19 protein-coding genes are annotated in these 22,471 nt (G+C 59.9%); 13 read left to right on the top strand and 6 right to left on the bottom strand.

The window, feature by feature from the left end; translation table 11 throughout:
- From V6607_RS25060 to V6607_RS25035, 6 genes are all read right to left on the bottom strand, one after another.
- The gene (locus V6607_RS25060) at positions 1–984 is read right to left on the bottom strand and encodes a DNA cytosine methyltransferase (RefSeq protein ID WP_134327173.1); all 984 of its coding nucleotides are present in this window, start codon (positions 982–984) and stop codon (positions 1–3) included.
- Between the two features lie 201 nt (positions 985–1,185).
- The gene (locus tag V6607_RS25055; RefSeq protein ID WP_023659243.1) at positions 1,186–2,436 is read right to left on the bottom strand and encodes a ribonucleotide-diphosphate reductase subunit beta; all 1,251 of its coding nucleotides are present in this window, start codon (positions 2,434–2,436) and stop codon (positions 1,186–1,188) included.
- A gap of 470 nt (positions 2,437–2,906) precedes the next feature.
- Positions 2,907–4,190 carry an ABC transporter substrate-binding protein gene (locus V6607_RS25050; protein ID WP_134327172.1) on the bottom strand — a complete coding sequence of 428 codons (1,284 nt, stop codon included), beginning with the start codon at positions 4,188–4,190 and terminating at the stop codon, positions 2,907–2,909.
- Between the two features lie 37 nt (positions 4,191–4,227).
- Positions 4,228–5,484 (bottom strand): DUF1479 domain-containing protein, encoded by a 1,257-nt coding sequence (locus tag V6607_RS25045; RefSeq protein WP_134327171.1) that lies wholly within the window; start codon positions 5,482–5,484, stop codon positions 4,228–4,230.
- A 128-nt stretch (positions 5,485–5,612) separates the two neighbouring features.
- On the bottom strand, positions 5,613–6,476 hold the full coding sequence (locus tag V6607_RS25040; protein WP_008435249.1) for an AraC family transcriptional regulator: 864 nt from the start codon (positions 6,474–6,476) through the stop codon (positions 5,613–5,615).
- Positions 6,477–6,610: 134 nt separating this feature from the next.
- Entirely contained in the window at positions 6,611–6,880 is a 270-nt protein-coding gene (locus V6607_RS25035; protein ID WP_008435250.1) for a DUF2790 domain-containing protein, read from the bottom strand.
- Positions 6,881–7,274: 394 nt separating this feature from the next.
- On the opposite strand from V6607_RS25035, the gene acs reads away from it, so the two are divergent.
- The 13 genes from acs (at position 7,275) to V6607_RS24970 (ending at position 22,466) form a co-directional block, all read left to right on the top strand.
- Positions 7,275–9,230, top strand: coding sequence for an acetate--CoA ligase (gene acs / locus V6607_RS25030; protein WP_003214346.1), 1,956 nt, complete (start codon positions 7,275–7,277; stop codon positions 9,228–9,230).
- 684 nt (positions 9,231–9,914) lie between these two features.
- Entirely contained in the window at positions 9,915–10,700 is a 786-nt protein-coding gene (locus tag V6607_RS25025) for an ABC transporter substrate-binding protein (RefSeq protein ID WP_003214343.1), read from the top strand.
- A gap of 91 nt (positions 10,701–10,791) precedes the next feature.
- Entirely contained in the window at positions 10,792–11,481 is a 690-nt protein-coding gene (locus tag V6607_RS25020; protein ID WP_003214341.1) for an ABC transporter permease, read from the top strand.
- A complete protein-coding gene (locus tag V6607_RS25015) occupies positions 11,478–12,176 on the top strand; it encodes an ABC transporter permease (RefSeq protein ID WP_003214339.1) in 699 nt (232 codons plus the stop codon). The genes V6607_RS25020 and V6607_RS25015 overlap by 4 nt, the downstream gene beginning before the upstream one ends.
- Before the next feature lies 1 nt (position 12,177).
- A complete protein-coding gene (locus V6607_RS25010) occupies positions 12,178–13,290 on the top strand; it encodes a succinylglutamate desuccinylase/aspartoacylase family protein (protein WP_134327170.1) in 1,113 nt (370 codons plus the stop codon).
- Between the two features lie 27 nt (positions 13,291–13,317).
- A complete protein-coding gene (locus tag V6607_RS25005; protein ID WP_003214336.1) occupies positions 13,318–14,082 on the top strand; it encodes an ATP-binding cassette domain-containing protein in 765 nt (254 codons plus the stop codon).
- A gap of 247 nt (positions 14,083–14,329) precedes the next feature.
- Positions 14,330–15,310: a GlxA family transcriptional regulator gene (locus tag V6607_RS25000; RefSeq protein WP_003214334.1), complete on the top strand. Its 981-nt coding sequence runs from the start codon at positions 14,330–14,332 to the stop codon at positions 15,308–15,310.
- Between the two features lie 310 nt (positions 15,311–15,620).
- On the top strand, positions 15,621–16,841 hold the full coding sequence (locus tag V6607_RS24995) for an aspartate aminotransferase family protein (RefSeq protein ID WP_003214332.1): 1,221 nt from the start codon (positions 15,621–15,623) through the stop codon (positions 16,839–16,841).
- 245 nt (positions 16,842–17,086) lie between these two features.
- A complete protein-coding gene (aruF, locus tag V6607_RS24990; protein WP_003214328.1) occupies positions 17,087–18,106 on the top strand; it encodes an arginine/ornithine succinyltransferase subunit alpha in 1,020 nt (339 codons plus the stop codon).
- A 49-nt stretch (positions 18,107–18,155) separates the two neighbouring features.
- The gene (gene astA / locus V6607_RS24985) at positions 18,156–19,181 is read left to right on the top strand and encodes an arginine N-succinyltransferase (protein WP_003214325.1); all 1,026 of its coding nucleotides are present in this window, start codon (positions 18,156–18,158) and stop codon (positions 19,179–19,181) included.
- Entirely contained in the window at positions 19,178–20,647 is a 1,470-nt protein-coding gene (gene astD, locus V6607_RS24980; protein ID WP_166742201.1) for a succinylglutamate-semialdehyde dehydrogenase, read from the top strand. Before astA ends, astD begins: the two co-directional genes overlap by 4 nt.
- Positions 20,648–20,805: 158 nt before the next feature.
- A complete protein-coding gene (astB, locus tag V6607_RS24975; RefSeq protein ID WP_102369720.1) occupies positions 20,806–22,152 on the top strand; it encodes an N-succinylarginine dihydrolase in 1,347 nt (448 codons plus the stop codon).
- Between the two features lie 23 nt (positions 22,153–22,175).
- Positions 22,176–22,466, top strand: a complete 291-nt coding sequence (locus V6607_RS24970) for a hypothetical protein (RefSeq protein ID WP_003214319.1) — start codon at positions 22,176–22,178, stop codon at positions 22,464–22,466.
- The last annotated feature ends 5 nt before the right edge of the window (positions 22,467–22,471 follow it).

The raw sequence follows: 22,471 nt of genomic DNA, 5'->3' as shown, positions 1-22,471 counted from the left end.
TCAGGCTGCATCGTCCACGTGGCCGCTGTCAAGCTGCTTGCTAAGTGATTTCACTATGGCCTCCATGACCGGCGAGCAAACAGCATTTCCCATGAGTTTGACCCTTTCCCGTCTGGAGACGTCTGGGAATTTATAGTGGGCAGGAAAGCCCATTGCTTGTCGCAGCTCGTCTGGCTGGAGCATTCTCATCATGTGCCCGGCCTCAGTGGGCGTCACGAAAGCAAAGCGATCAACGGTGGTCACTGTTCGTAACGGGACGTCCATGCGCTGCCATCCACCACTACCGTCATTTCCGTAGTAAACGATCAGAAATGACTCATTGGGTCCCAACTCCTTGATAGCTCTATCTGCCCTTTCGAGGGTGCCTTTCGCCCTGCGAGGAATCCTTAGAGGTGTCATCGAGTATTTACCGCTGCGGTCTAAGATGCTCCATACATTTTTCGTAGGCGAGTCGTGAGGCAGAATAATTTCAGGTTCGTTATATAAGTCTGCAATCATAAAAAGACGTTTTCTTCGTTGTGCCACTCCGAAGTAAGAAGCGTCAATTACTTGCTCGCGCACCTTGTAGTTAAGTCTGGCTAGTTCTGATTTTAGCTCGTCATAGCGTGCCCAAGGTTTCATATGAACAACGTTTTCTAGCGTTATCCAGCGAGGTTTTAAAACTTCTGCATAACGAATTACTTGAAAGGCGGTATCTTTACTTTCTTCGGATCTCGGCTTGCTTCCCCTTGCGCAAGTATGGTGGGTACATTCAGGAGAAGATATTAATAAATCAATTTTTCCTGTTGTACTTAAAACGCTTTCAGGTGTGAGATCACGTAAATCTTTTTCAAATACATGAGCTTCTGGAAAATTTCTTCTAAAGGAGGCCACTGCTGGGCTCCATAGGTCAACGCCACCAACGATCGTTGCTCCTGCCTCCCTCGCACCGAGGCTTGCGCCACCAGCCCCGCAAAACATGTCAAAAGCACGTATCGAGCTCATCTGAAAATCCGTCTCATTGTTTTAGCCAGGTTACTTGTTTCCTGAAGCTATACAAGTCTTAAAGTTAATTGCGGATCATAGGTTATGGATCGCCACTGACGTTGTGTTTTTCTCAAACTATTTTCGCCTAATAAAAAGCCCTGAATACATCAGGGCTTTTTGATTACACCGCCTAGATCCTCGGGACGATTTCTTTGCTACTCAATCCCAGCTCAACGCGCCACCAGTCTGATACTCAATAACCCGAGTCTCAAAGAAATTCTTCTCTTTCTTCAAGTCCATGATCTCGCTCATCCACGGGAACGGGTTAGTCGTCCCTGGATACTCTTCCTTCAACCCAATCTGCGACAAACGACGGTTAGCGATGAACTTGAGGTAGTCCTCCATCATCGCCGCATTCATGCCCAACACCCCACGCGGCATGGTGTCACGCGCGTATTCGATCTCCAACTGAGTCCCTTGCAGGATCATCTGGGTCGCTTCTTCCTTCATTTCAGCATCCCACAAGTGCGGGTTTTCGATTTTGATCTGGTTGATCACATCGATACCGAAGTTCAGGTGCATCGACTCATCCCGCAGGATGTACTGGAACTGCTCGGCCACGCCGGTCATTTTGTTGCGACGGCCCATGGACAAAATCTGGGTAAAGCCGCAGTAGAAGAAGATGCCTTCCAGGACGCAGTAGTACGCGACCAGGTTGCGCAGCAGCTCTTTGTCAGTCTCAACGGTACCGGTTTCGAACTTCGGATCGGAGATCGAACGGGTGTACTTCAAGCCCCAGGCAGCCTTTTTGGCGACCGATGGAATCTCGTGGTACATGTTGAAGATCTCGCCTTCATCCATGGCCAGCGATTCGATGCAGTACTGGTAGGCGTGGGTGTGGATCGCTTCTTCGAAGGCCTGGCGCAGGATGTACTGGCGGCACTCCGGGTTGGTGATCAGGCGGTACACGGCCAGTACCAGGTTGTTGGCGACCAACGAATCCGCAGTGGAGAAGAAGCCGAGGTTGCGCATCACGATGCGACGCTCGTCGTCGGTCAGGCCTTCCGGGTTTTTCCACAGGGCGATGTCGGCGGTCATGTTGACCTCTTGCGGCATCCAGTGGTTGGCGCAGCCGTCGAGGTATTTCTGCCAGGCCCAGTCGTACTTGAAAGGTACGAGTTGGTTGAGGTCGGCGCGGCAGTTGATCATGCGCTTTTCGTCTACGGCGACGCGGGCGGCGGAGCCTTCGAGTTCGGCGAGGCCTTCGGCGACGTCGAGTTTGTCGAGGGCGGCCTTGGCGCGCACGATGGCGGCGGAGTCAGCGGCGGTGACGGCGCGGGCTTCGATGGCGGCAGCAGCGCCGGCGCCGTCGAGGCGGTCCATGTTGGCTTCGGTGGCGTGGCCGGCGTTGGCGCCTTTGGCAACTACTTCGCCGTCTTCTTCTTTGTCGAACTCGTCCCAGCTCAGCATGACGTGTCGTCTCCTGCGTGAGGGCTCTAAGGTGCCCGTGTGAAACCGGATGGTTGGGTGTTCACACGGCCCAAAGGCCGCGGTGGATCTTAAGGAATCGTTTGTTGCAGCTAGCGCACGCATTAAACGGAATCAGGGTTACGGGTGTTCTGCTTGAGGCTTGAGGGGCGGAGCAATGCTTACTGGCTCCAGCGGGGGCCTCAGGTCTGGCTCTTCGTCCCCATGTAAAGGGATATTGCAGGCCCGATTTACCCGCGCATTATAGGGAAAAATTCGACTTTGTGTTGCGGCGGATGGTCTCGGTGAGCGGCCAAAATGGTGGTGTTTGCAGCCAAGGTCCGGGTTTACAAGGCTTTGCCTGGCTTGGATTTTTTTGACGGGCGGTAGGCGTTTGTTTCAGCGCGCCGAACTGGGGCAGATTCGGTCTGGAAGTTCTTGCGCCGTTTGGCGCAAGAACGGGTCGCGGGGGGTTACTGGGCTGCGGCTTTGATGCTGGCAAACATCTGCTTGCCAGCCTTGGCGGGGTCCGCGTCTTTATTGCTCATGAAGTTGCTGACCACATCAAACACCGCCCCTTGCACCGCCTGGGACGTGGACATGTTGAAGGCCATGCTCGGCTCCAGCGTGCCGGCGTTCTCGGCTTCGGCGAAGTCCTTGGCGGAAGCCTGGGCACAGCTGTCGAACTGGCTCATGTCCAGGCCCTTGATCACCGGGATGGAGCCTTTGTTCTGGTTGAACACGCTCTGGAATTGCGGCTCCAGGGCGATCTTGGCCAGGTCGTCGCGAGCCGCGTTGTTGCTCGGCGTATCATTTTTACTGGACGGTTTGAACATGGCCAGTGAGTCGATGGTGTAGCTATAAATGCCTTGTGAGCCGGGGAAGGGCACGCATTCATAATCGGCCCCGGCTTTTTTACCCGCCGCGGTCCACTCACTCTTGGCCCAGTCCCCCATGATTTGCATGCCGGCCTGGCCATTGATGACTTTGGCGGTTTCCATGTTCCAGTCCTGACCTGCGCCATTGGGGTCCATGTAGGTCTTCAACTTGCGCAGCGCGACAAAGACTTCGGTCATTTTGGGGCCGGTGAAGGTGGCTTCGTCGTTGTCGATAAAGGCTTTCTGGAAGCCATCGGCGCCCAGGATGCTGAGCACCAGGCCTTCAAATACGGTGGTGTCCTGCCAGGGTTGGCCGCCGTGGGCGATGGCGATATAGCCGGCGGCCTTGAGTTTGTCGCCGGCGGCGTAGAGTTCTTCCAGGGTGGCCGGGGCTTTGGACACGCCGGCTTTCTTGAGCACCTCGGGGTTGATCCATAACCAGTTGATGCGGTGGATGTTGAGCGGTACGGCGACGTAGTGGCCGTCGAATTTCATCAGTTGCGCAATGCTTTCGGGCAGCAGGCTGTCCCAGTGATTGGCCTTGGCGACGTCGTCGACGCTGGTCAGCAGGCCCAGCTTGCCCCACTCCTGAATGTCCGGAGCTTTGATCTGCGCGGCAGAGGGCGGGTTGCCGGAGACGGCGCGGCTCTTGAGGACGGTCATGGCAGCAGCGCCACCGCCGCCGGCCACGGCACTGTTTTGCCAGGTGAAGCCGTCTTTCTCGATCAGTTGTTGCAGCACCTGCACAGACTTGGCTTCCCCGCCCGAGGTCCAGTAGTGGACGACTTCAACAGTGCCTTTGCTGTCGGCTGCGTGAGCGGCGAACGTGCAAAGGCTGGCGAGGGAGATGGCAACGGCAAGGCGATGGGGGATTTTCATGTGGGATAACCCTTTTTGTTGTTTTGGGGAGCGGTGCTTATTCCAGCCCCAGCCCTTTGCGGCCGAGGGTGTTCAGTTGCGGCGTCATGAAGCGGTCTTTCCACTCTTTCTCGTAGTCCTCCCGGGCAAAGTCATCCGGCGAAACCCCTTGCTCGAACGCCCTGAGCACATCCTTGGCGTACCGCAGGTTTTTCGGGCACATGGGCGCGGCGGGCACGTACATCACGTTGCCCCAGCCCTGTTGGTTTTCGACGGGGGCGACGCTGTGGATCACGTCGCAGTGCCACCACACCGAATCGCCGGCCTGTACGTCCGGAATCGGGGTCATGCCCTGGACCAGCAGCGGGTGCCATTTCTCTGAAACTGGCAGCACCTTGCCCGGCGCGACGCCGCACAGCTCATCCTCGGGGACATCGTCCAGCAATGGGCGCAGCAGCATGTAGGCCATGGCTTTGGGGATCGGCAAGGTATGCAGCACGCCCTGGTCGGCCTGCATGTCGCACAGTGCGGTCCAGCCCTGGAAGGTGCGGAAGGCCGAGCATTTCACCGTGTCCTTGTAGGCGTATTCATCGACTTCGGTGCGATGGGCGGCGTCCCAGGGGTCGTAGGACTTGAAGTCGTTGCGGTAGATCTTGTCGAACACCTTGAGGTAGGCCGGGTGCAGCCAGCGTTCCAGGGCGCCCGAGTCGGTGTGCGGGCCAAGCCCTTTGGAGGTGGTGCCGGGTGGGCGGCGGCGGACGCGGTCGGGGTACAGCGCATTGATGTCTGGGTCGAACCATTGCCGGCCTTGGGAGTTGTAGGTCCACAGGCGGTTCAGGAACGACTGTGCGGCGCCCATGCGCTGGTGTTGGCGCAGTTGCATCTGGGCGTCGGACCAATAGATGGGGAATATTTCCGGGCGTGAGGCTTCGAGGTTGCCGAAGAAGTTGTCAGCCGGGCCGCGATACACCTCGTCGAAAAGGTTGTGGTCGAGGTAGTCCAGCAGGCTCTTGTCCCACGCCAGCACCTGTTCCCTGGGGAAGTGGTTGCGGATCACCAGGCAGCCCCGGCGCTTGATGAGGGCTCGTTGTGCTTCGGTGACCTGGCCGGTGGCGATGGTTTCAAAGTCGAGTTCGGGCCAGGCAGACTGCTGGGCCTTGATCGAGGCGATTTCAGCCCTGATGAACTCGCTGACCTCGGCGAACAGCCCAGGCACGTCGCCGATCTGCGCGCGCAGGGCCTTTTTCATGGCGACGATGCTGCGCTTGTAGTCGTCCGGCAGCTCGGCACATTCGAAGGTGTGGTAGTTGCTCATGGGGTGACCTGTCTTGTTGTTGTGCATACAGGTATGGAATCACCCCGGCCTGCTTGGGCGGCAGCCTGATTTGGAGCGTTGAGTAGTACGATTATGGCGTTTGTTTCGAGGCGTATAGAAGAATCGGCTTATTGAAAGTGATGCCCGTGTTGAAGCCGAAACTGTGACGGCGTCATGCCCTTGTGCGCCTTGAACTGCCGATTGAACAACGCCTGGGAGGCATAGCCGACCTGTTCGGAAATCGCGCTGACCGCCAGGTTGCCCCGCATCAATAAAGCGCAAGCATGTCCGATGCGTAGCCGGACGATGTAGTCCAGCGCCGTGCAGCGTGTGTGTTTGCGGAACATGCGATGGAAGGCTGAAACGCTGACGCAGGCCATTTGCGCCAGCTCGGGAATGCCGACAGGTTGCGCATAGTGGCCGTGCAGGTAGTCCAGAACGCGGCGGATGCGCGCGTCTTCAACGATGTGAGGGGCGGCGTTTTCCGTCGCGATGCGCTGCGCGGCGATATCCCGGGACAATGTGTTGAGCACGCTGAGCAACGAGATCAGTCGCTGGGAAGCGTCTTGCTCGACCATTGCTTCGATCACCGGGCGCAGCGCCCGGGACGTAGCATCACTGAAACTCAACGCCTGTCGCGCTGCAGCCAATAGCGCACGCGTCGACCCCATCTCCGGAAACAGTTGCACCAGCGAGTCCGCCCAGGCCTCGGAAAACCAGATGACCAGGGCAATGTGCGGTTTGGCGGGGTCGATCAGCTCGGCGGAAGACCAGCTATGGGGCACGTTCGGGCCCACCAGCACCAGGTCGCCGTCATCGTACAGCGCCACATCGTTGCTGATATAGCGGTGCCCGCGGCTGTTGAGGGTGAGGGTCAGTTCGTATTCGGGATGGTGATGCCATTCAAACGGAATCGCCTCCGGTAGACGCCTGTTCAGCAGGGTCCAGGAGGTGTTCGCCTCGGTGGGGATTTTTTCGAAACTGGCTCGCATGAATGCATCCTGCCTTGCAGGTGAGGTGGCGGCGCCACAATCGTAGCATTCGATTCGAGGGGGGAGCGCTCTTTGCCGCAAGAACGATTTCTTGCGGCGAATAAGATCAGGTTCAGTTCAAACTAACGAAGTTATTATCCGTTAGAGCAACCGTTACCCATGACCTGATATTGAAGAATATGACGCTGACCTTGTGAGTCTTCATATTCCATTTTTACCGGTACAACTTTGCATACATCCGGGACTTCACTCATGGACACTACTTTGGCGACGTCCAGATGGGTGCTGTAAGTGTAATCCTCAACAATCGGGGTGCTCTGGCTGGCTACGTCAGTCGGGGCTTCGTCGGCCAGGGCGGCGGTGGCGCACAAGCTGCTAAGGGCCATAACTAATAACGCTTTCATTTGACTATTTACCTTTTGGCGGTCGAAAGGGGTCACGGGGCCCTTGTGAGGCCACGTGTGTAACTTGATTGGGAAGTTCGGATTAACGTTGCCTTCGTGGGGGCTGTTACGTTGTTAATCACAGTGCCTTGATGGCGAGGTTGATTTTAGGCGTCCGAGTTATATTCATATACCCGTGCTTTTGATAAACACTATTGGTGGTTTTTGTAACAATCGCGAAATGAAGGTTTTTTCAGAAACCTGCAAAGCGCCACGGGCCGCGGGCCAGAGCGCTGCCAGGGGATAGGTGGGCAATTTGTAGGGGCTTGTTACTACCATCGTCGAATGGTTCTATAGGTCCGGCCCGGCTACAACAGGGTCATACAACAACAACTATGTCACCGAGGTAAGAAAGATGAGTGCGGCTTCTCTGTACCCCGTTCGCCCCGAAGTAGCAGCCAATACGCTGACCGATGAGGCGACCTACAAGGCCATGTACCAGCAGTCGGTGGTCAACCCCGACGGTTTCTGGCGCGAGCAAGCCAAGCGCCTTGACTGGATCAAGCCTTTCACCACGGTGAAGCAGACCTCCTTCGACGATCACCATGTCGACATCAAATGGTTTGCCGACGGCACCCTCAACGTTTCCTACAACTGCCTGGACCGCCACCTCGCCGAGCGTGGCGACCAGCCAGCAATCATCTGGGAGGGCGACGACCCTGCCGAAAGCCGCACCATCACCTACCGCGAGCTGCATGAAGAAGTCTGCAAGTTCGCCAACGCCCTGCGCGGCCAGGATGTGCACCGCGGCGACGTGGTGACTATCTATATGCCGATGATTCCCGAAGCCGCGGTCGCCATGCTGGCCTGTGCCCGGATTGGTGCGATTCACTCGGTGGTGTTTGGCGGGTTCTCGCCAGAGGCCCTGGCCGGTCGGATCATCGACTGCAAATCCAAGGTGGTGATCACCGCCGACGAAGGCATTCGTGCCGGCAAGAAGATTTCCCTGAAGGCCAACGTCGACGACGCCCTGACCAACCCGGAAACCAGCAGCATCCAGAAAGTCATCGTGTGCAAGCGCACCGGTGGCAACATCAAGTGGAACCAGCATCGCGACATCTGGTACGAAGACCTGATGAAAGTGGCGGGCACCGTGTGTGCGCCGAAAGAGATGGGCGCCGAAGAAGCGCTGTTCATCCTTTACACCTCCGGCTCCACCGGCAAGCCGAAGGGCGTGCAGCACACCACCGGCGGCTACCTGTTGTACGCAGCCCTGACCCACGAGCGCGTGTTTGACTACCGCCCGGGCGAAATTTACTGGTGCACCGCCGACGTCGGCTGGGTCACCGGCCACACCTATATCGTCTATGGCCCACTGGCCAACGGCGCGACCACGCTGATGTTCGAAGGCGTGCCGAACTATCCGGACATCACCCGGGTGGCGAAGATCGTCGACAAGCACAAAGTGAACATCCTCTACACCGCACCGACCGCGATCCGCGCCATGATGGCTTCCGGCACCGCCGCCTGCGAAGGCGCCGATGGCAGCAGCTTGCGCCTGCTGGGTTCGGTGGGTGAGCCGATTAACCCGGAAGCGTGGGACTGGTACTACAAGAACGTCGGTCAATCCCGTTGCCCGATCGTGGACACCTGGTGGCAGACCGAGACCGGCGGCAACATGATGAGCCCGCTGCCGGGCGCCCATGCCCTCAAGCCGGGTTCGGCGGCGCGCCCATTCTTTGGGGTGGTACCGGCGCTGGTGGACAACCTCGGCAACCTGATTGAAGGCGTGGCCGAGGGTAACCTGGTGATCCTGGATTCGTGGCCGGGCCAGGCACGTACGCTGTATGGCGACCATGACCGGTTTGTGGACACCTACTTCAAGACCTTCCGTGGCATGTACTTCACCGGTGACGGTGCGCGCCGTGACGAGGATGGCTACTACTGGATCACCGGGCGGGTGGATGACGTGCTGAACGTCTCCGGCCACCGCATGGGCACCGCCGAGATTGAGAGCGCCATGGTTGCGCACCCGAAAGTCGCGGAAGCGGCGGTGGTGGGGGTGCCTCATGACATCAAGGGCCAGGGCATCTATGTGTATGTCACGCTGAAAAACGGCGAAGAGCCGAATGAAGCGTTGCGCCTGGAGTTGAAAAACTGGGTGCGTAAAGAGATCGGGCCGATTGCTTCACCGGATGTGATCCAGTGGGCACCGGGCTTGCCGAAGACCCGTTCGGGGAAAATCATGCGCCGGATCCTGCGCAAGATTGCCACCGCTGAATACGACGGGTTGGGCGATATCTCCACCCTGGCGGATCCAAGCGTGGTGGCGCATTTGATCGAGACGCACAAGACCATGAACGTCGCTTAAGGCGGGTTTGTGGGACGAAGCCCCATTCGGCGTAGGCCGGGTGGGGCTTTTTTGTGCGATCGGACAGGCGACCTATAACCCCTGTGGGAGCGGGCTTGCTCGCGAAGGCGGCGTGTCAGCCAGCACATCACCCACTGACACACCGCCTTCGCGAGCAAGCCCGCTCCCACATTTTGATTGCATTCCAAGATTGGTCATTCAGTGGCGCGACTTACACAAGGCCAATAAATATCGGATTGTGTTGTAGGAAGTTTCTGAATGTTACCGAACCTAGCAAATGTGTAACCCCACGCCCAAACATGAGGCAAAGTGCTACGCCGTTGCCCCGAAAACCCGCGTCTTAGACGCCCTGAAAAATTAGATCCAACGCTACACTTGCCGTGCTAGAAGGGTTTGCGAATAATAGGCCCGCAACTTGCAGCGTTAACAGGTTTAATATCTTTTGCCTCTGCATAAAATCAAGAGGCTGTCAATGTGCTGGAACCGCTTTCTCGGTGCTTCTGTAAATTGTTGTCGCATTGAGGAAATATCGGCTTCCGGCCTGTCGTTAGAATGCCGATCACTCGCTCGTCGTCGCCGATGCTGAACTGGCGCAGGACGCAGCACCGCTATTCGGTTTCACTCATTCGCATCGTGGGCCCTGGCTCATACTGCTGTTTTGCCCTATACCGATGGAGTCCCAAGATGAAGAAACTCGTGCTGTTGGGCGCCCTGGCGCTGTCCGTGCTGTCCATGCAGGCTTTCGCCGAAGGCAAGCCACTGAAGATTGGTATTGAAGCGGCTTACCCTCCGTTTGCCTCCAAGGCACCGGACGGCAGCATCGTCGGTTTTGACTACGACATCGGCAACGCCCTGTGTGAGCAGATGCAGGTCAAGTGCACCTGGGTCGAGCAGGAATTCGACGGCCTGATCCCGGCGCTGAAAGTGCGCAAGATCGACGCCATCCTGTCCTCGATGTCCATCACCGACGATCGCAAGAAGTCCGTGGACTTCACCAACCGCTACTACCTGACCCCAGCTCGCCTGGTATTGAAGGAAGGCACTGCCGTCAGCGACAGCCTGGATGAATTGAAAGGCAAGAAAATCGGCGTGCAGCGCGGTTCGATCCACGACCGTTTCGCCAAGGAAGTGCTGGCTCCCAAAGGCGCCACCATTGTTCCTTACAGCTCGCAGAACGAAATTTACCTGGACGTAGAAGCCGGTCGCCTTGATGGCACCGTAGCCGACGCCACCCTGTTGCAGGAAGGCTTCCTCGACACGCCAGCCGGTAAAGGCTACGCGTTCACCGGCCCGGCCTTCACTGACGCCAAGTACTTCGGCGACGGTATCGGCATCGCGGTACGTAAAGGCGACAAGGAAAACCTGGACCGCATCAACGCTGCAATCGCTGCGATCCGTGCCAACGGCAAGTACAAGGCAATCCAGGACAAGTACTTCAACTTCGACATTTACGGCCCAGAAGCCAAGTAAACCGTCGCAGCTGTCTGTCCAGAATGGCGCAAGCACCAGGATCTCTGAAGTTTGCGCCATTTTTTCATCCCCCTTTTCGAGGACCTGAATCATGTTGAAAGGCTACGGGGCTGTCATCCTCGATGGCGCATGGTTGACGCTTCAGCTCGCCTTGTCGTCCATGGCCTTGGCCATTGTTCTGGGTCTGATCGGGGTCGCGTTGCGCCTCTCGCCGGTGCGCTGGTTGGCCTGGCTGGGCGACCTGTACTCCACGGTGATCCGCGGGATCCCCGACCTGGTGCTGATCCTGCTGATTTTCTACGGCGGTCAGGACCTGCTTAACCGCGTTGCGCCGTTGCTCGGCTACAACGACTACATTGACTTGAACCCCTTGGCCGCCGGTATCGGCACCCTGGGTTTCATCTTTGGCGCCTACCTTTCGGAAACCTTCCGTGGCGCCTTCATGGCCATTCCCAAGGGCCAGGCCGAAGCCGGCCTGGCGTATGGCATGAGCCCGTTCCAGGTGTTTTTCCGGGTGATGGTGCCGCAGATGATTCGGCTGGCGATCCCCGGGTTTACCAACAACTGGCTGGTACTGACCAAGGCTACCGCATTGATTTCGGTGGTGGGCCTGCAAGACATGATGTTCAAGGCCAAGCAGGCGGCAGACGCCACCCGCGAACCTTTTACCTTCTTCCTCGCAGTGGCGGCGATGTACCTGGTGATCACCAGCGTGTCGTTGCTGGCCCTGCGTCATCTTGAGAAGCGCTACTCGGTAGGCGTAAAGGCGGCTGATCTATGATCTTCGACTACAACGTCATCTGGGAGGCCATGCCGCTGTACCTCGGCGGCTTGCTGACCACCCTGAAACTGCTGGCCATTTCGCTGTTCTTCGGTTTGCTCGCGGCCTTGCCCCTGGGCCTGATGCGCGTGTCCAAGCAGCCGATCGTCAACGGTGTTGCCTGGCTCTACACCTATGTGATTCGCGGCACGCCGATGCTGGTGCAGCTGTTCTTGATCTACTACGGCCTGGCCCAGTTCGAAGTGGTGCGCGAAAGCTTCCTGTGGCCACTGCTGTCCAGCGCGACCTTCTGCGCCTGCCTGGCGTTTGCCGTGAACACCAGCGCCTACACCGCCGAGATCATCGCCGGCAGCCTCAAGGCCACGCCCCACGGCGAGATCGAGGCAGCCAAGGCCATGGGCATGTCGCGCTACAAGCTGTATCGCCGGATCCTGCTGCCATCGGCCCTGCGCCGGGCGCTGCCGCAATACAGCAACGAAGTGATCATGATGCTCCAGACCACGAGCCTTGCCTCCATCGTCACCCTGATCGACATCACCGGTGCCGCGCGCACGGTGAACGCCCAGTACTACTTGCCGTTCGAAGCCTATATCACGGCGGGTGCGTTCTACCTGTGCCTGACCTTTATCCTGGTGCGCCTGTTCAAGTTGGCCGAAGGCCGCTGGCTGAGCTACCTGGCTCCACGGAAGCATTGATATGGAACGTATCGATCACCTGTTGCCCTGGGGTCACCTGGGCTGCGAACGCCAGCTGACGGTGTTTCGTTTCGGTAGCGGCGAGCGCAAGGCTTATATCCAGGCCAGCCTGCACGCGGATGAATTGCCCGGCATGCGCGCCGCCTGGGAGCTGAAAAAGCGCCTGACGGAACTGGAACATCAAGGCGCCCTCAACGGCGTGATCGAGCTGGTTCCCGTCGCCAATCCGATGGGCCTGGGGCAACTGCTGCAAGGCAGTCACCAGGGCCGTTTCGAGATCGGCAGCGGCAAGAATTTCAACCGCGACTTCGTTGAGTTGAGCGAGCCGGTTACCGAGTTGCTCAACGGCAAGCTGGGGGATGATCCTCACGCCAATGTGCGCTTGATCCGCCAGGCCATGAGCGATGCGCTCAATGCGTTGCCGGCGCCGAGCAGCCAGTTGCAAGGCATGCAGCGGGTGTTGCTGAGCCATGCCTGCACCGCCGACGTGGTCCTCGACCTGCATTGCGACGCCGAAGCCGCGTTGCACATGTACGCGCTGCCGCAACACTGGCCGCAGTGGCGTTCGCTGTCGGCGCACCTGAATGTGAAGGTCGGCCTGCTGGCGGAAGATTCCGGCGGCAGTTCGTTTGACGAAGCCTGCTCGCTACCGTGGCTGCGGCTGGCCCGGGCGTTCCCCGAGGCGCAGATTCCCCTGGCGTGCCTGGCGACGACTCTGGAGCTGGGTGGCCAGGCCGATACTGGCCGTGACGAAGCGATTTTCCACGCTGAAGGCATCCTGGCGTTCCTCGCCGAGCAAGGCCTGATCCGTGGTGAATGGCCCGCGCCGCAGCACGAACCCTGTGAAGGCCTGCCTTTCGAAGGCACCGAGTTGTTGTTCGCGCCCCACGCCGGCGTGATCAGCTACCTGCGTAAAGCCGGTGACGTAGTCGAAGCCGGCGACCCGATATTTGAAGTGATCGATCCCTTGTCCGACCGCGTGAGCATTGTTTGCGCGGGCACGCCTGGGGTGCTGTTTGCCGTTGAACGGCTACGTTATGCCCAAGCGGGTTTCTGGCTGGCCAAGGTGGCGGGGCGCGAAGCGCTGCGGCACGGGCGCTTGCTCAACGACTGACCAACTGTTTTTGTGAGAACCGACCGCATGTACAAACTTGAAGTCCAAGACCTGCATAAACGCTATGGCAGTCATGAAGTGCTCAAAGGTGTGTCCCTGGCCGCCGCGGCCGGTGATGTGATCAGCATCATCGGGTCCAGTGGCTCGGGCAAAAGTACCTTTTTGCGCTGCATCAACCTGCTGGAGCAGCCCCACGCCGGCAAGATTCTGCTCAATAACGAAGAGCTGAAACTGGTGGCCAACAAGGACGGCGCCATGAAGGCCGCGGACCCGAAACAGCTGCAACGCATGCGTTCGCGACTGTCGATGGTGTTCCAGCATTTCAACCTGTGGTCCCACATGACCGCGCTGGAAAACGTCATGGAAGCACCGGTGCACGTCTTGGGCATGTCGAAAAAAGACGCCCGGGAAAAGGCCGAGCACTACCTGGCCAAAGTCGGCGTGGGCCATCGCAAGGATGCGTTCCCTGGCCACATGTCCGGCGGCGAGCAGCAGCGCGTGGCGATTGCCCGTGCGCTGGCGATGGAGCCTGAGGTGATGCTGTTCGACGAACCCACCTCGGCCCTTGACCCGGAGCTGGTGGGCGAAGTGCTCAAGGTGATGCAGGACCTGGCCCAGGAAGGCCGGACCATGGTGGTGGTGACCCACGAAATGGGCTTTGCCCGTGAAGTCTCCAACCAACTGGTGTTCCTGCACAAAGGCATCGTCGAAGAGCGTGGCAACCCGCGCGAAGTGCTGGTCAACCCACAGTCCGAGCGTTTGCAGCAGTTTCTTTCCGGCAGCTTGAAGTAAACAGAACTGCTTTTATGCACTGAATTAGTGCAAGCTTCACAATCCTGAGGTTGCCCAATCCCCTGTGGGAGCGGGCTTGCTCGCGAAAGCGGTGTATCAGTTGATACATCCGGTGACTGATCCACCGCATTCGCGAGCAAGCCCGCTCCCACATTTGGATCTTCACCCGCTTTAGAGATTTGTGTTGGTTTACGGGCTAGCATTGGCCTTTGTCTTCATTACTGTTACTCGCTTCGGATAGCACTCCATGACTGCCCATCGAATTGGTTTCCTGATTTGGCCCAGCACTAAAGCACTGACGCTTGCGCTGGCTGAGGAGGCCTTGCGCGTTGCTCAGCGGGTGCATCCGGACGTGGTGTACGAACTCTCGTTTTTGCAGGCCGAACCGCCAATCGACGGCGCCTGGCAACTGCCGGGTGAGCCCTGGGCCGGCAAGCTGGAAGGCTTTCAAAAGCTGTTCCTGCTGGCGGATGAACCACCGACCGTCATCGCCTCCCAGCTCAGCACCGCCCTCAAGCAACTGGTGCGTGCCGGGTGTGTGATCGGCGGCCTGTCGGCCGGTGTGTATCCGCTGGCCCAGCTCGGTCTGCTCGACGGTTACCGCGCCGCTGTGCACTGGCGCTGGCAGGACGATTTCGCCGAGCGTTTCCCCAAGGTCATCGCCACCAGCCATCTGTTCGACTGGGACCGTGACCGCCTGACCGCCTGCGGTGGCATGTCGGTACTCGACCTGCTGCTGGCGGTGCTGGCCCGTGACCACGGCGCTGAACTGGCCGGCGCAGTCTCGGAAGAACTGGTGGTAGAGCGCATCCGTGAGGGCGGCGAGCGCCAGCGCATCCCGCTGCAAAACCGCCTGGGCTCCAGCCATCCAAAGCTGACCCAGGCCGTGTTGCTGATGGAAGCCAACATTGAAGAACCGCTGACCACCGACGAAATCGCCCAGCACGTGTGCGTATCCCGACGACAGCTCGAGCGGATCTTCAAGCAATACCTCAATCGCGTCCCCAGCCAGTACTACCTGGAACTGCGCCTGAACAAGGCCCGCCAGATGCTCATGCAAACCAGCAAGTCGATCATCCAGATCGGCCTGTCCTGCGGCTTCTCCTCGGGGCCGCACTTCTCCAGCGCCTACCGCAACTTCTTCGGCGCCACCCCTCGTGAAGACCGCAACCAGCGCCGCAGCAGCAGCCCGTTCGAATTGTCGTCGGTGCCGTCCGAGCGCGGCTAGGCATCAGTGCTCGGCCGGCATCTCCAGGCGATGGCGCTGTTCCTGTGCGCGGATGAGATCAACAGCAGACCAAAACGGCCATCGGCGACGGCATTGGATAGTTGTGCCTCACCGACCGCCCAAAACCGGCCCGGGCGGTTTAAACTGCGCCATTGCGATGCTATTTGTCGCATTGGCGTAAACCCGCGAAAATCGCGGGTTGGCGCTATAAGAAGTTGTCGCTTGGCGGCAAGGCCGCGCTGAAAACTGTCCTTACAATCCCTGCATCGCCCGCCAGTTTCAGGCAGGCGTTCCTCTTCAGGAGACTCCGATGTCCGTTGAGCAAGCCCCGGTGCAACGTGCCGATTTCGACCAGGTCATGGTTCCCAACTACGCACCTGCCGCTTTCATCCCCGTGCGTGGCGCAGGTTCGCGCGTATGGGACCAGGCGGGCCGAGAGCTGATCGACTTTGCCGGCGGCATCGCGGTCAACGTATTGGGCCACGCCCACCCGGCGCTGGTCGGTGCACTGACCGAACAGGCCAACAAGCTGTGGCACGTGTCCAACGTCTTCACCAATGAGCCGGCCCTGCGCCTGGCCCATAAGCTGATCGACGCCACGTTTGCCGAGCGTGTGTTCTTCTGCAACTCCGGCGCCGAAGCCAACGAGGCCGCCTTCAAGTTGGCCCGTCGTGTCGCGTTCGACCGCTTCGGCACCGAGAAATACGAAATCATCGCCGCGCTGAACAGCTTCCACGGCCGGACCCTGTTCACCGTGAACGTGGGTGGCCAGTCGAAGTACTCCGACGGCTTCGGTCCGAAGATCGTCGGCATCACCCACGTGCCTTACAACGATCTGGAGGCGCTGAAAGCCGCCGTTTCGGACAAGACCTGCGCCGTGGTGCTGGAGCCGATCCAGGGCGAGGGCGGCGTGCTGCCGGCAGAACTGTCGTACCTGCAAGGTGCCCGCGACCTGTGCGACGCGAACAACGCGCTGCTGGTGTTCGACGAAGTGCAAACCGGCATGGGCCGCAGCGGCGAGTTGTTCGCCTACCAGCATTACGGCGTCGTGCCGGACATCCTCACCAGCGCCAAGAGCCTGGGCGGCGGTTTCCCGATCGCCGCCATGCTGACTCGCGAAGACCTGGCCAAGCACCTGGTGGTCGGCACCCACGGCACCACCTACGGCGGCAACCCGCTGGCGTGCGCGGTGGCGGAAGCGGTGATCGACGTGATCAATACGCCAGAAGTGCTGGCCGGCGTTAACGCCAAGCACGACTTGTTCGTTTCCCGTCTGGAGAAGATTGGCCAGCAATACGGCATCTTCACCGAAGTGCGTGGCCTGGGCCTGCTGCTCGGTTGCGTGCTGAGCGATGCCTGGAAAGGCAAGGCCAAGGACATCTTCAACGCCGCTGAGCGCGAAGGCTTGATGATCCTGCAAGCCGGCCCGGATGTGGTGCGTTTCGCCCCGAGCCTGGTGGTGGAAGATGCCGATATCCAGGAAGGCCTGGACCGCTTCGAACGTGCGGTGAAAAAGCTGACGCAAGCCTGATGGACCGTTGGGTGCCCGGCGAGTCGGGCGCCCAACACAAATTTTGTATGCCGGACTCTTTAGTTGAAGCTGTGAAGATCAAATGTGGGAGCGGGCTTGCTCACGAATGCAGTGGCTCAGTCACCTGAAATGTTGAATGACACACCGCTTTCGCGAGCAAGCCCGCTCCCACACTTGACCTCACTGATTTCAAGATCGTGTCCGGCATTTTTTCCTGTGAGTTTTTCGAGTTAAGGAGTGACACCATGCTGGTGATGCGCCCCGCGCAAATGGCTGATCTGGGCGAGGTACAGCGTCTGGCTGCGGACAGCCCGATTGGTGTCACCTCCTTGCCGGATGATGTCGAACGCCTGAGCGACAAGATCGCTGCGAGCGAAGCGTCCTTCGCCGCCGAGGTCAGCTTCAACGGTGAAGAAAGCTATTTCTTCGTCCTGGAAGACACCGACGCCGGCAAGCTGGTGGGCTGTTCGGCCATCGTTGCCTCGGCCGGCTACTCGGAACCGTTCTACAGCTTCCGTAACGAGACCTTCGTGCACGCTTCCCGCGAGCTGAAGATCCACAACAAGATCCACGTGCTCTCGCAGTGCCATGACCTCACCGGCAACAGCCTGCTGACCAGCTTCTACGTGGTGCCGGAGCTGGTGGGTTCGCCGTGGTCGGAGCTCAACTCCCGTGGCCGCCTGCTGTTCGTGGCCGGCCACCCGGAGCGCTTCGCCGATTCGGTGGTCACCGAGATTGTGGGCTACAGCGACGAGAACGGTGATTCGCCGTTCTGGGACGCCATCGGCCGCAACTTCTTCGACCTCAACTACGCCGCTGCCGAGCGCCTGTGCGGGTTGAAGAGCCGGACCTTCCTCGCCGAGCTGATGCCGCACTATCCGATCTACGTGCCGCTGTTGCCCGACGAAGCCCAGGAAGCCATGGGCCAGGTGCACCCGCGGGCGCAGATCACCTTCGACATCCTGATGCGCGAAGGCTTCGAGACCGACCATTACATCGACATCTTCGACGGCGGCCCAACCCTGCATGCGCGCGTCTCGGGCATTCGCTCGATCGCCCAGAGCCGTGTGGTGCCGGTGAAGATCGGTGAGATGGTCAAGGGTGTCGGCCGCCAGTACCTGGTGAGCAACGGCCAGTTGCAGGATTACCGCGCGGTGATGCTGGAGCTGGACTACGCGCCGGGCAAGCCAGTGACCCTGGACCTGGAAACCGCCGAAGCCCTGGGCGTCGGCGAAGGTGCCAGCGTTCGACTGGTAGCGGTTTAAGAATGAGTTTCGCGGGTGGCTTGCAAGGCGGCCCGTTTGAGGAGATAGCATGATCGTTCGTCCCGTACGCAGCAGCGATTTACCGGCCCTGATTGATCTGGCGCGCAGCACCGGCACCGGCCTCACCACCTTGCCGGCCAACGAAGAGCGCCTGACCCATCGGGTCGGCTGGGCTGAAAAGACCTTTCGCGGCGAAGCCGGGCGCGGTGATGCGGACTACCTGTTCGTGCTGGAAAACGACGAAGGTCGCGTGGTGGGGATTTCCGCCATCGCCGGTGCAGTCGGTCTGCGCGAGCCCTGGTACAACTTCCGGGTCGGCCTGACGGTCAGCGCCTCCCAGGAGCTGAACATCTACCGTGAAATCCCGACGCTGTTTCTGGCCAACGACCTGACCGGCAACTCCGAGCTGTGCTCGTTGTTCCTGCACGCCGATTACCGCAACGGCCTTAACGGCCGTATGCTGGCCAAGGCGCGCATGCTGTTTATCGCGGAATTCCCGCAGCTGTTCGGCAACAAGATCATCGCCGAGATGCGCGGCATGTCCGACGAAGCCGGGCGCTCGCCGTTCTGGGAAAGCCTGGGCCGGCACTTCTTCAAGATGGAATTCAGCCAGGCCGACTACCTCACCGGCGTGGGCAACAAGGCGTTTATCGCCGAGCTGATGCCGAAGTTTCCGCTGTACACCTGCTTCCTGTCTGAAGACGCGCGCAACGTGATCGGCAAGGTCCACACCGACACCGAGCCGGCCCTGAGCATGCTCAAGAGCGAAGGTTTCAGCTACCAGGGCTACGTCGACATCTTCGACGCGGGCCCGGCGGTGGAGTGTGAAACCACCAAGATCCGCGCCGTGCGCGACAGCGAAGCGCTGGTGCTGGCGATTGGTACGCCGGGCGACGACGCCACGCCGTTCCTGATCCATAACCGCAAACGTGAAGATTGCCGTATCACCGCCGCGCCGGCGCGGTTGGCTGCGGGCACCCTGGTGGTCGATCAACAGACCGCCAAGCGCCTGCAACTGATCGCCGGTGATCAAGTGCGTGCCGTACCGTTGTCCGCTGCCCGGGAGTCGAAATAATGAATTCGCTATACATCGCAGGTGAATGGCTGGCTGGCCAGGGTGAAGTGTTTGAGTCGCTGAACCCGGTGACCCAGCAGGTGGTGTGGTCGGGTAATGGCGCTACCACCGAGCAGGTCGAGTCCGCCGTTCAGGCCGCGCGCCAGGCCTTTCCAGCCTGGGCCAAGCGTTCCCTGGAAGAACGCCTGAGCGTGCTGGAAGCCTTCGCCGCCAACCTGAAAAGCCGTGCCGACGAACTCGCCCGCTGCATCGGTGAGGAAACCGGCAAGCCATTGTGGGAATCGGCGACTGAAGTCACCAGCATGGTCAACAAGGTCGCGATCTCGGTGCAAAGCTACCGCGAACGTACCGGCGAAAAGAGCGGCCCGTTGGGCGACGCCACTGCCGTATTGCGCCACAAGCCCCACGGTGTGGTGGCGGTGTTTGGCCCTTACAACTTCCCCGGTCATCTGCCTAACGGCCACATCGTACCGGCCTTGCTGGCGGGTAACACCGTACTGTTCAAACCGAGCGAACTGACCCCGAAAGTCGCCGAGCTGACCGTGCAATGCTGGATCGACGCCGGCCTGCCGGCGGGCGTGTTGAACCTGCTGCAAGGCGCACGGGAAACCGGGATCGCCCTGGCGGCGAATCCGGGCATCGACGGTCTGTTCTTCACCGGCTCCAGCCGCACCGGCAACCATCTGCACCAGCAATTCGCCGGGCGCCCGGACAAGATCCTCGCGCTGGAAATGGGCGGCAACAACCCGCTGGTGGTGGACGAAGTGGCCGATGTGGATGCGGCCGTGTACACCATTATCCAGTCGGCGTTTATCTCCGCTGGCCAGCGTTGCACCTGTGCCCGTCGCCTGCTGGTGCCGGAAGGCGCCTGGGGCGATGCGTTGCTCGCACGCCTGGTGGCGGTGAGCTCGACCATCGAAGTCGGCGCATTTGACCAAACGCCGGCGCCGTTCATGGGCTCGGTGATTTCCCTCGGTGCTGCCAAGGCGTTGATGGATGCCCAGGAATTGCTGTTGGCCAATGGCGCCGTGGCGCTGTTGGAAATGACTCAACCCCAGGCCCAGGCTGCGTTGCTGACGCCGGGGATTATCGATGTGACCGAGGTTACGGAACGCGCTGACGAAGAGCTGTTCGGCCCACTGCTGCAAGTGATCCGCTACGCTGATTTCGAGGCGGCGATTGCCGAGGCCAACAACACTCAATACGGCTTGGCGGCCGGGTTGCTGTCGGATTCCGAGGCGCGTTACCAGCAGTTCTGGCTGGAAAGCCGTGCCGGGATCGTCAACTGGAACAAACAGCTGACGGGTGCTGCGAGCAGCGCGCCATTTGGCGGGGTAGGGGCTTCGGGTAACCATCGCGCCAGCGCCTATTACGCGGCGGACTATTGCGCGTACCCGGTGGCCTCCCTTGAGACCCCGAGCCTGGTGCTACCGGCGACGTTAACCCCGGGTGTGACGCTGATCTAAATGTGGGAGCGGGCTTGCTCGCGAAGGCGGTGTGTCATTCAACATTTCAGGCGACTGAACCACCGCTTTCGCGAGCAAGCCCGCTCCCACACTTGATTTGTGGTGTGTTCAAGTAATTTGATGCCTATAAAAATACAGATGTTTGTGGAGCCTCGCCGATGAAATCCTGTGAAGTCAATTTTGACGGTCTAGTGGGGCCGACCCATAACTACGGCGGCTTGTCCTACGGCAACGTCGCGTCCCAAAGCAACAGCCAGCAGTCCTCCAACCCGAAGGAAGCTGCGCTGCAAGGCTTGGCGAAGATGAAGGCCCTGATGGAAATGGGCTTTGTGCAAGGTGTGCTGGCGCCCCAGGAACGTCCGGATGTGGCCGCCTTGCGCAACCTCGGTTTTGCCGGCACCGACGCACAAGTCATCCAGCAGGCCGCCAAGCAAGCCATGCCGCTGCTGGTTGCCAGTTGCTCGGCGTCGAGCATGTGGGTGGCCAATGCCGCGACGGTCAGCCCGAGCGCCGACACCTTTGACGGCCGCGTGCATTTCACCGCCGCCAACCTCAACTGCAAATACCACCGCAGCATCGAACACCCGACCACCAGCCGCGTGCTGGGGGCGATGTTCGCTGACCAGAAGCACTTCGCCCACCACGCCGCATTACCGGCGGTGGCGCAGTTCGGTGACGAAGGCGCGGCCAACCACACGCGTTTCTGCCGTGACTATGGCGAGGCGGGCGTAGAGTTTTTCGTGTTCGGCCGCAGCGCGTTCGACACCCGCTACCCGGCGCCGCAAAAATACCCGGCGCGCCAGACCCTCGAAGCCTCCCAGGCGGTCGCGCGCCTGCATGGCCTGCGGGACGACGGTGTGGTTTACGCGCAGCAGAACCCGGCGGTGATCGATGCCGGCGTGTTCCACAACGACGTGATCGCGGTGGGCAATGGCGAGGTGCTGTTCTATCACGAGGACGCGTTCCTCAATACCGATCAGATGCTCGGCGAATTGCAGGGCAAGCTCGGCAAGCTCGGCGGCAATTTCCAGTCGATCTGCGTGCCACGGGCCCAGGTGGGGGTTGAAGACGCGGTGCGTTCCTACCTGTTCAACAGCCAGCTGCTGACCCGCGCCGACGGTTCGATGCTGCTGATCGTGCCGGAAGAATGCCGCGCCAACGAGCGTGTCTGGCAGTACCTGCAAGGCCTGACGTCCTCCGGCGGGCTGATCCGTGAAGTCAAAGTCTTCGACCTCAAGCAAAGCATGCAGAACGGCGGTGGCCCGGCGTGCCTGCGCTTGCGTGTAGCCTTGAATGAAACCGAACTGGCGGCGGTCAACCCAGGGGTTATCATGACAGCGCCGTTGTACGACACGCTGACCCAATGGGTCGACAAGCACTACCGCGACAGCCTGCGGGAAACCGACCTGGCTGACCCGCAATTGCTGCTTGAGTGCCGGACGGCACTGGATGAACTGACGCAAATCCTTAAACTGGGCTCGGTTTATCCTTTCCAGATCAATTAACGCCGCACGGCTGAGAACTATTTATGACCACCGACACCCTGAAACTGATCCTTGAAGACACCGACGGCACCCAGCTGGAAACCTCCTGCACCCGCGTCGCCGTGGTGTGGCAGGGCAAGGAGATCTGGATCCAGCACGACGGCCGTGGCCAACTGCTGATCGGCGTGGACGTGGAAGAAGGCGACGCGGAATACGCCAACCTGCTGATGCGCCCATTGGCCACCAACCTGATGAGCCTGCAACTGGAAATGGAACCGGCCGACGTTGAAGGTGATGACGACGATCACGTCCACGGTCCTGGCTGCAACCACTAAGGAAG

The sequence above is a fragment of the Pseudomonas sp. KK18 genome (assembly GCF_037094675.1).
Classification (GTDB): Bacteria; Pseudomonadota; Gammaproteobacteria; order Pseudomonadales; family Pseudomonadaceae; genus Aquipseudomonas.
This window is presented reverse-complemented; position numbering and strand designations above follow the sequence as displayed.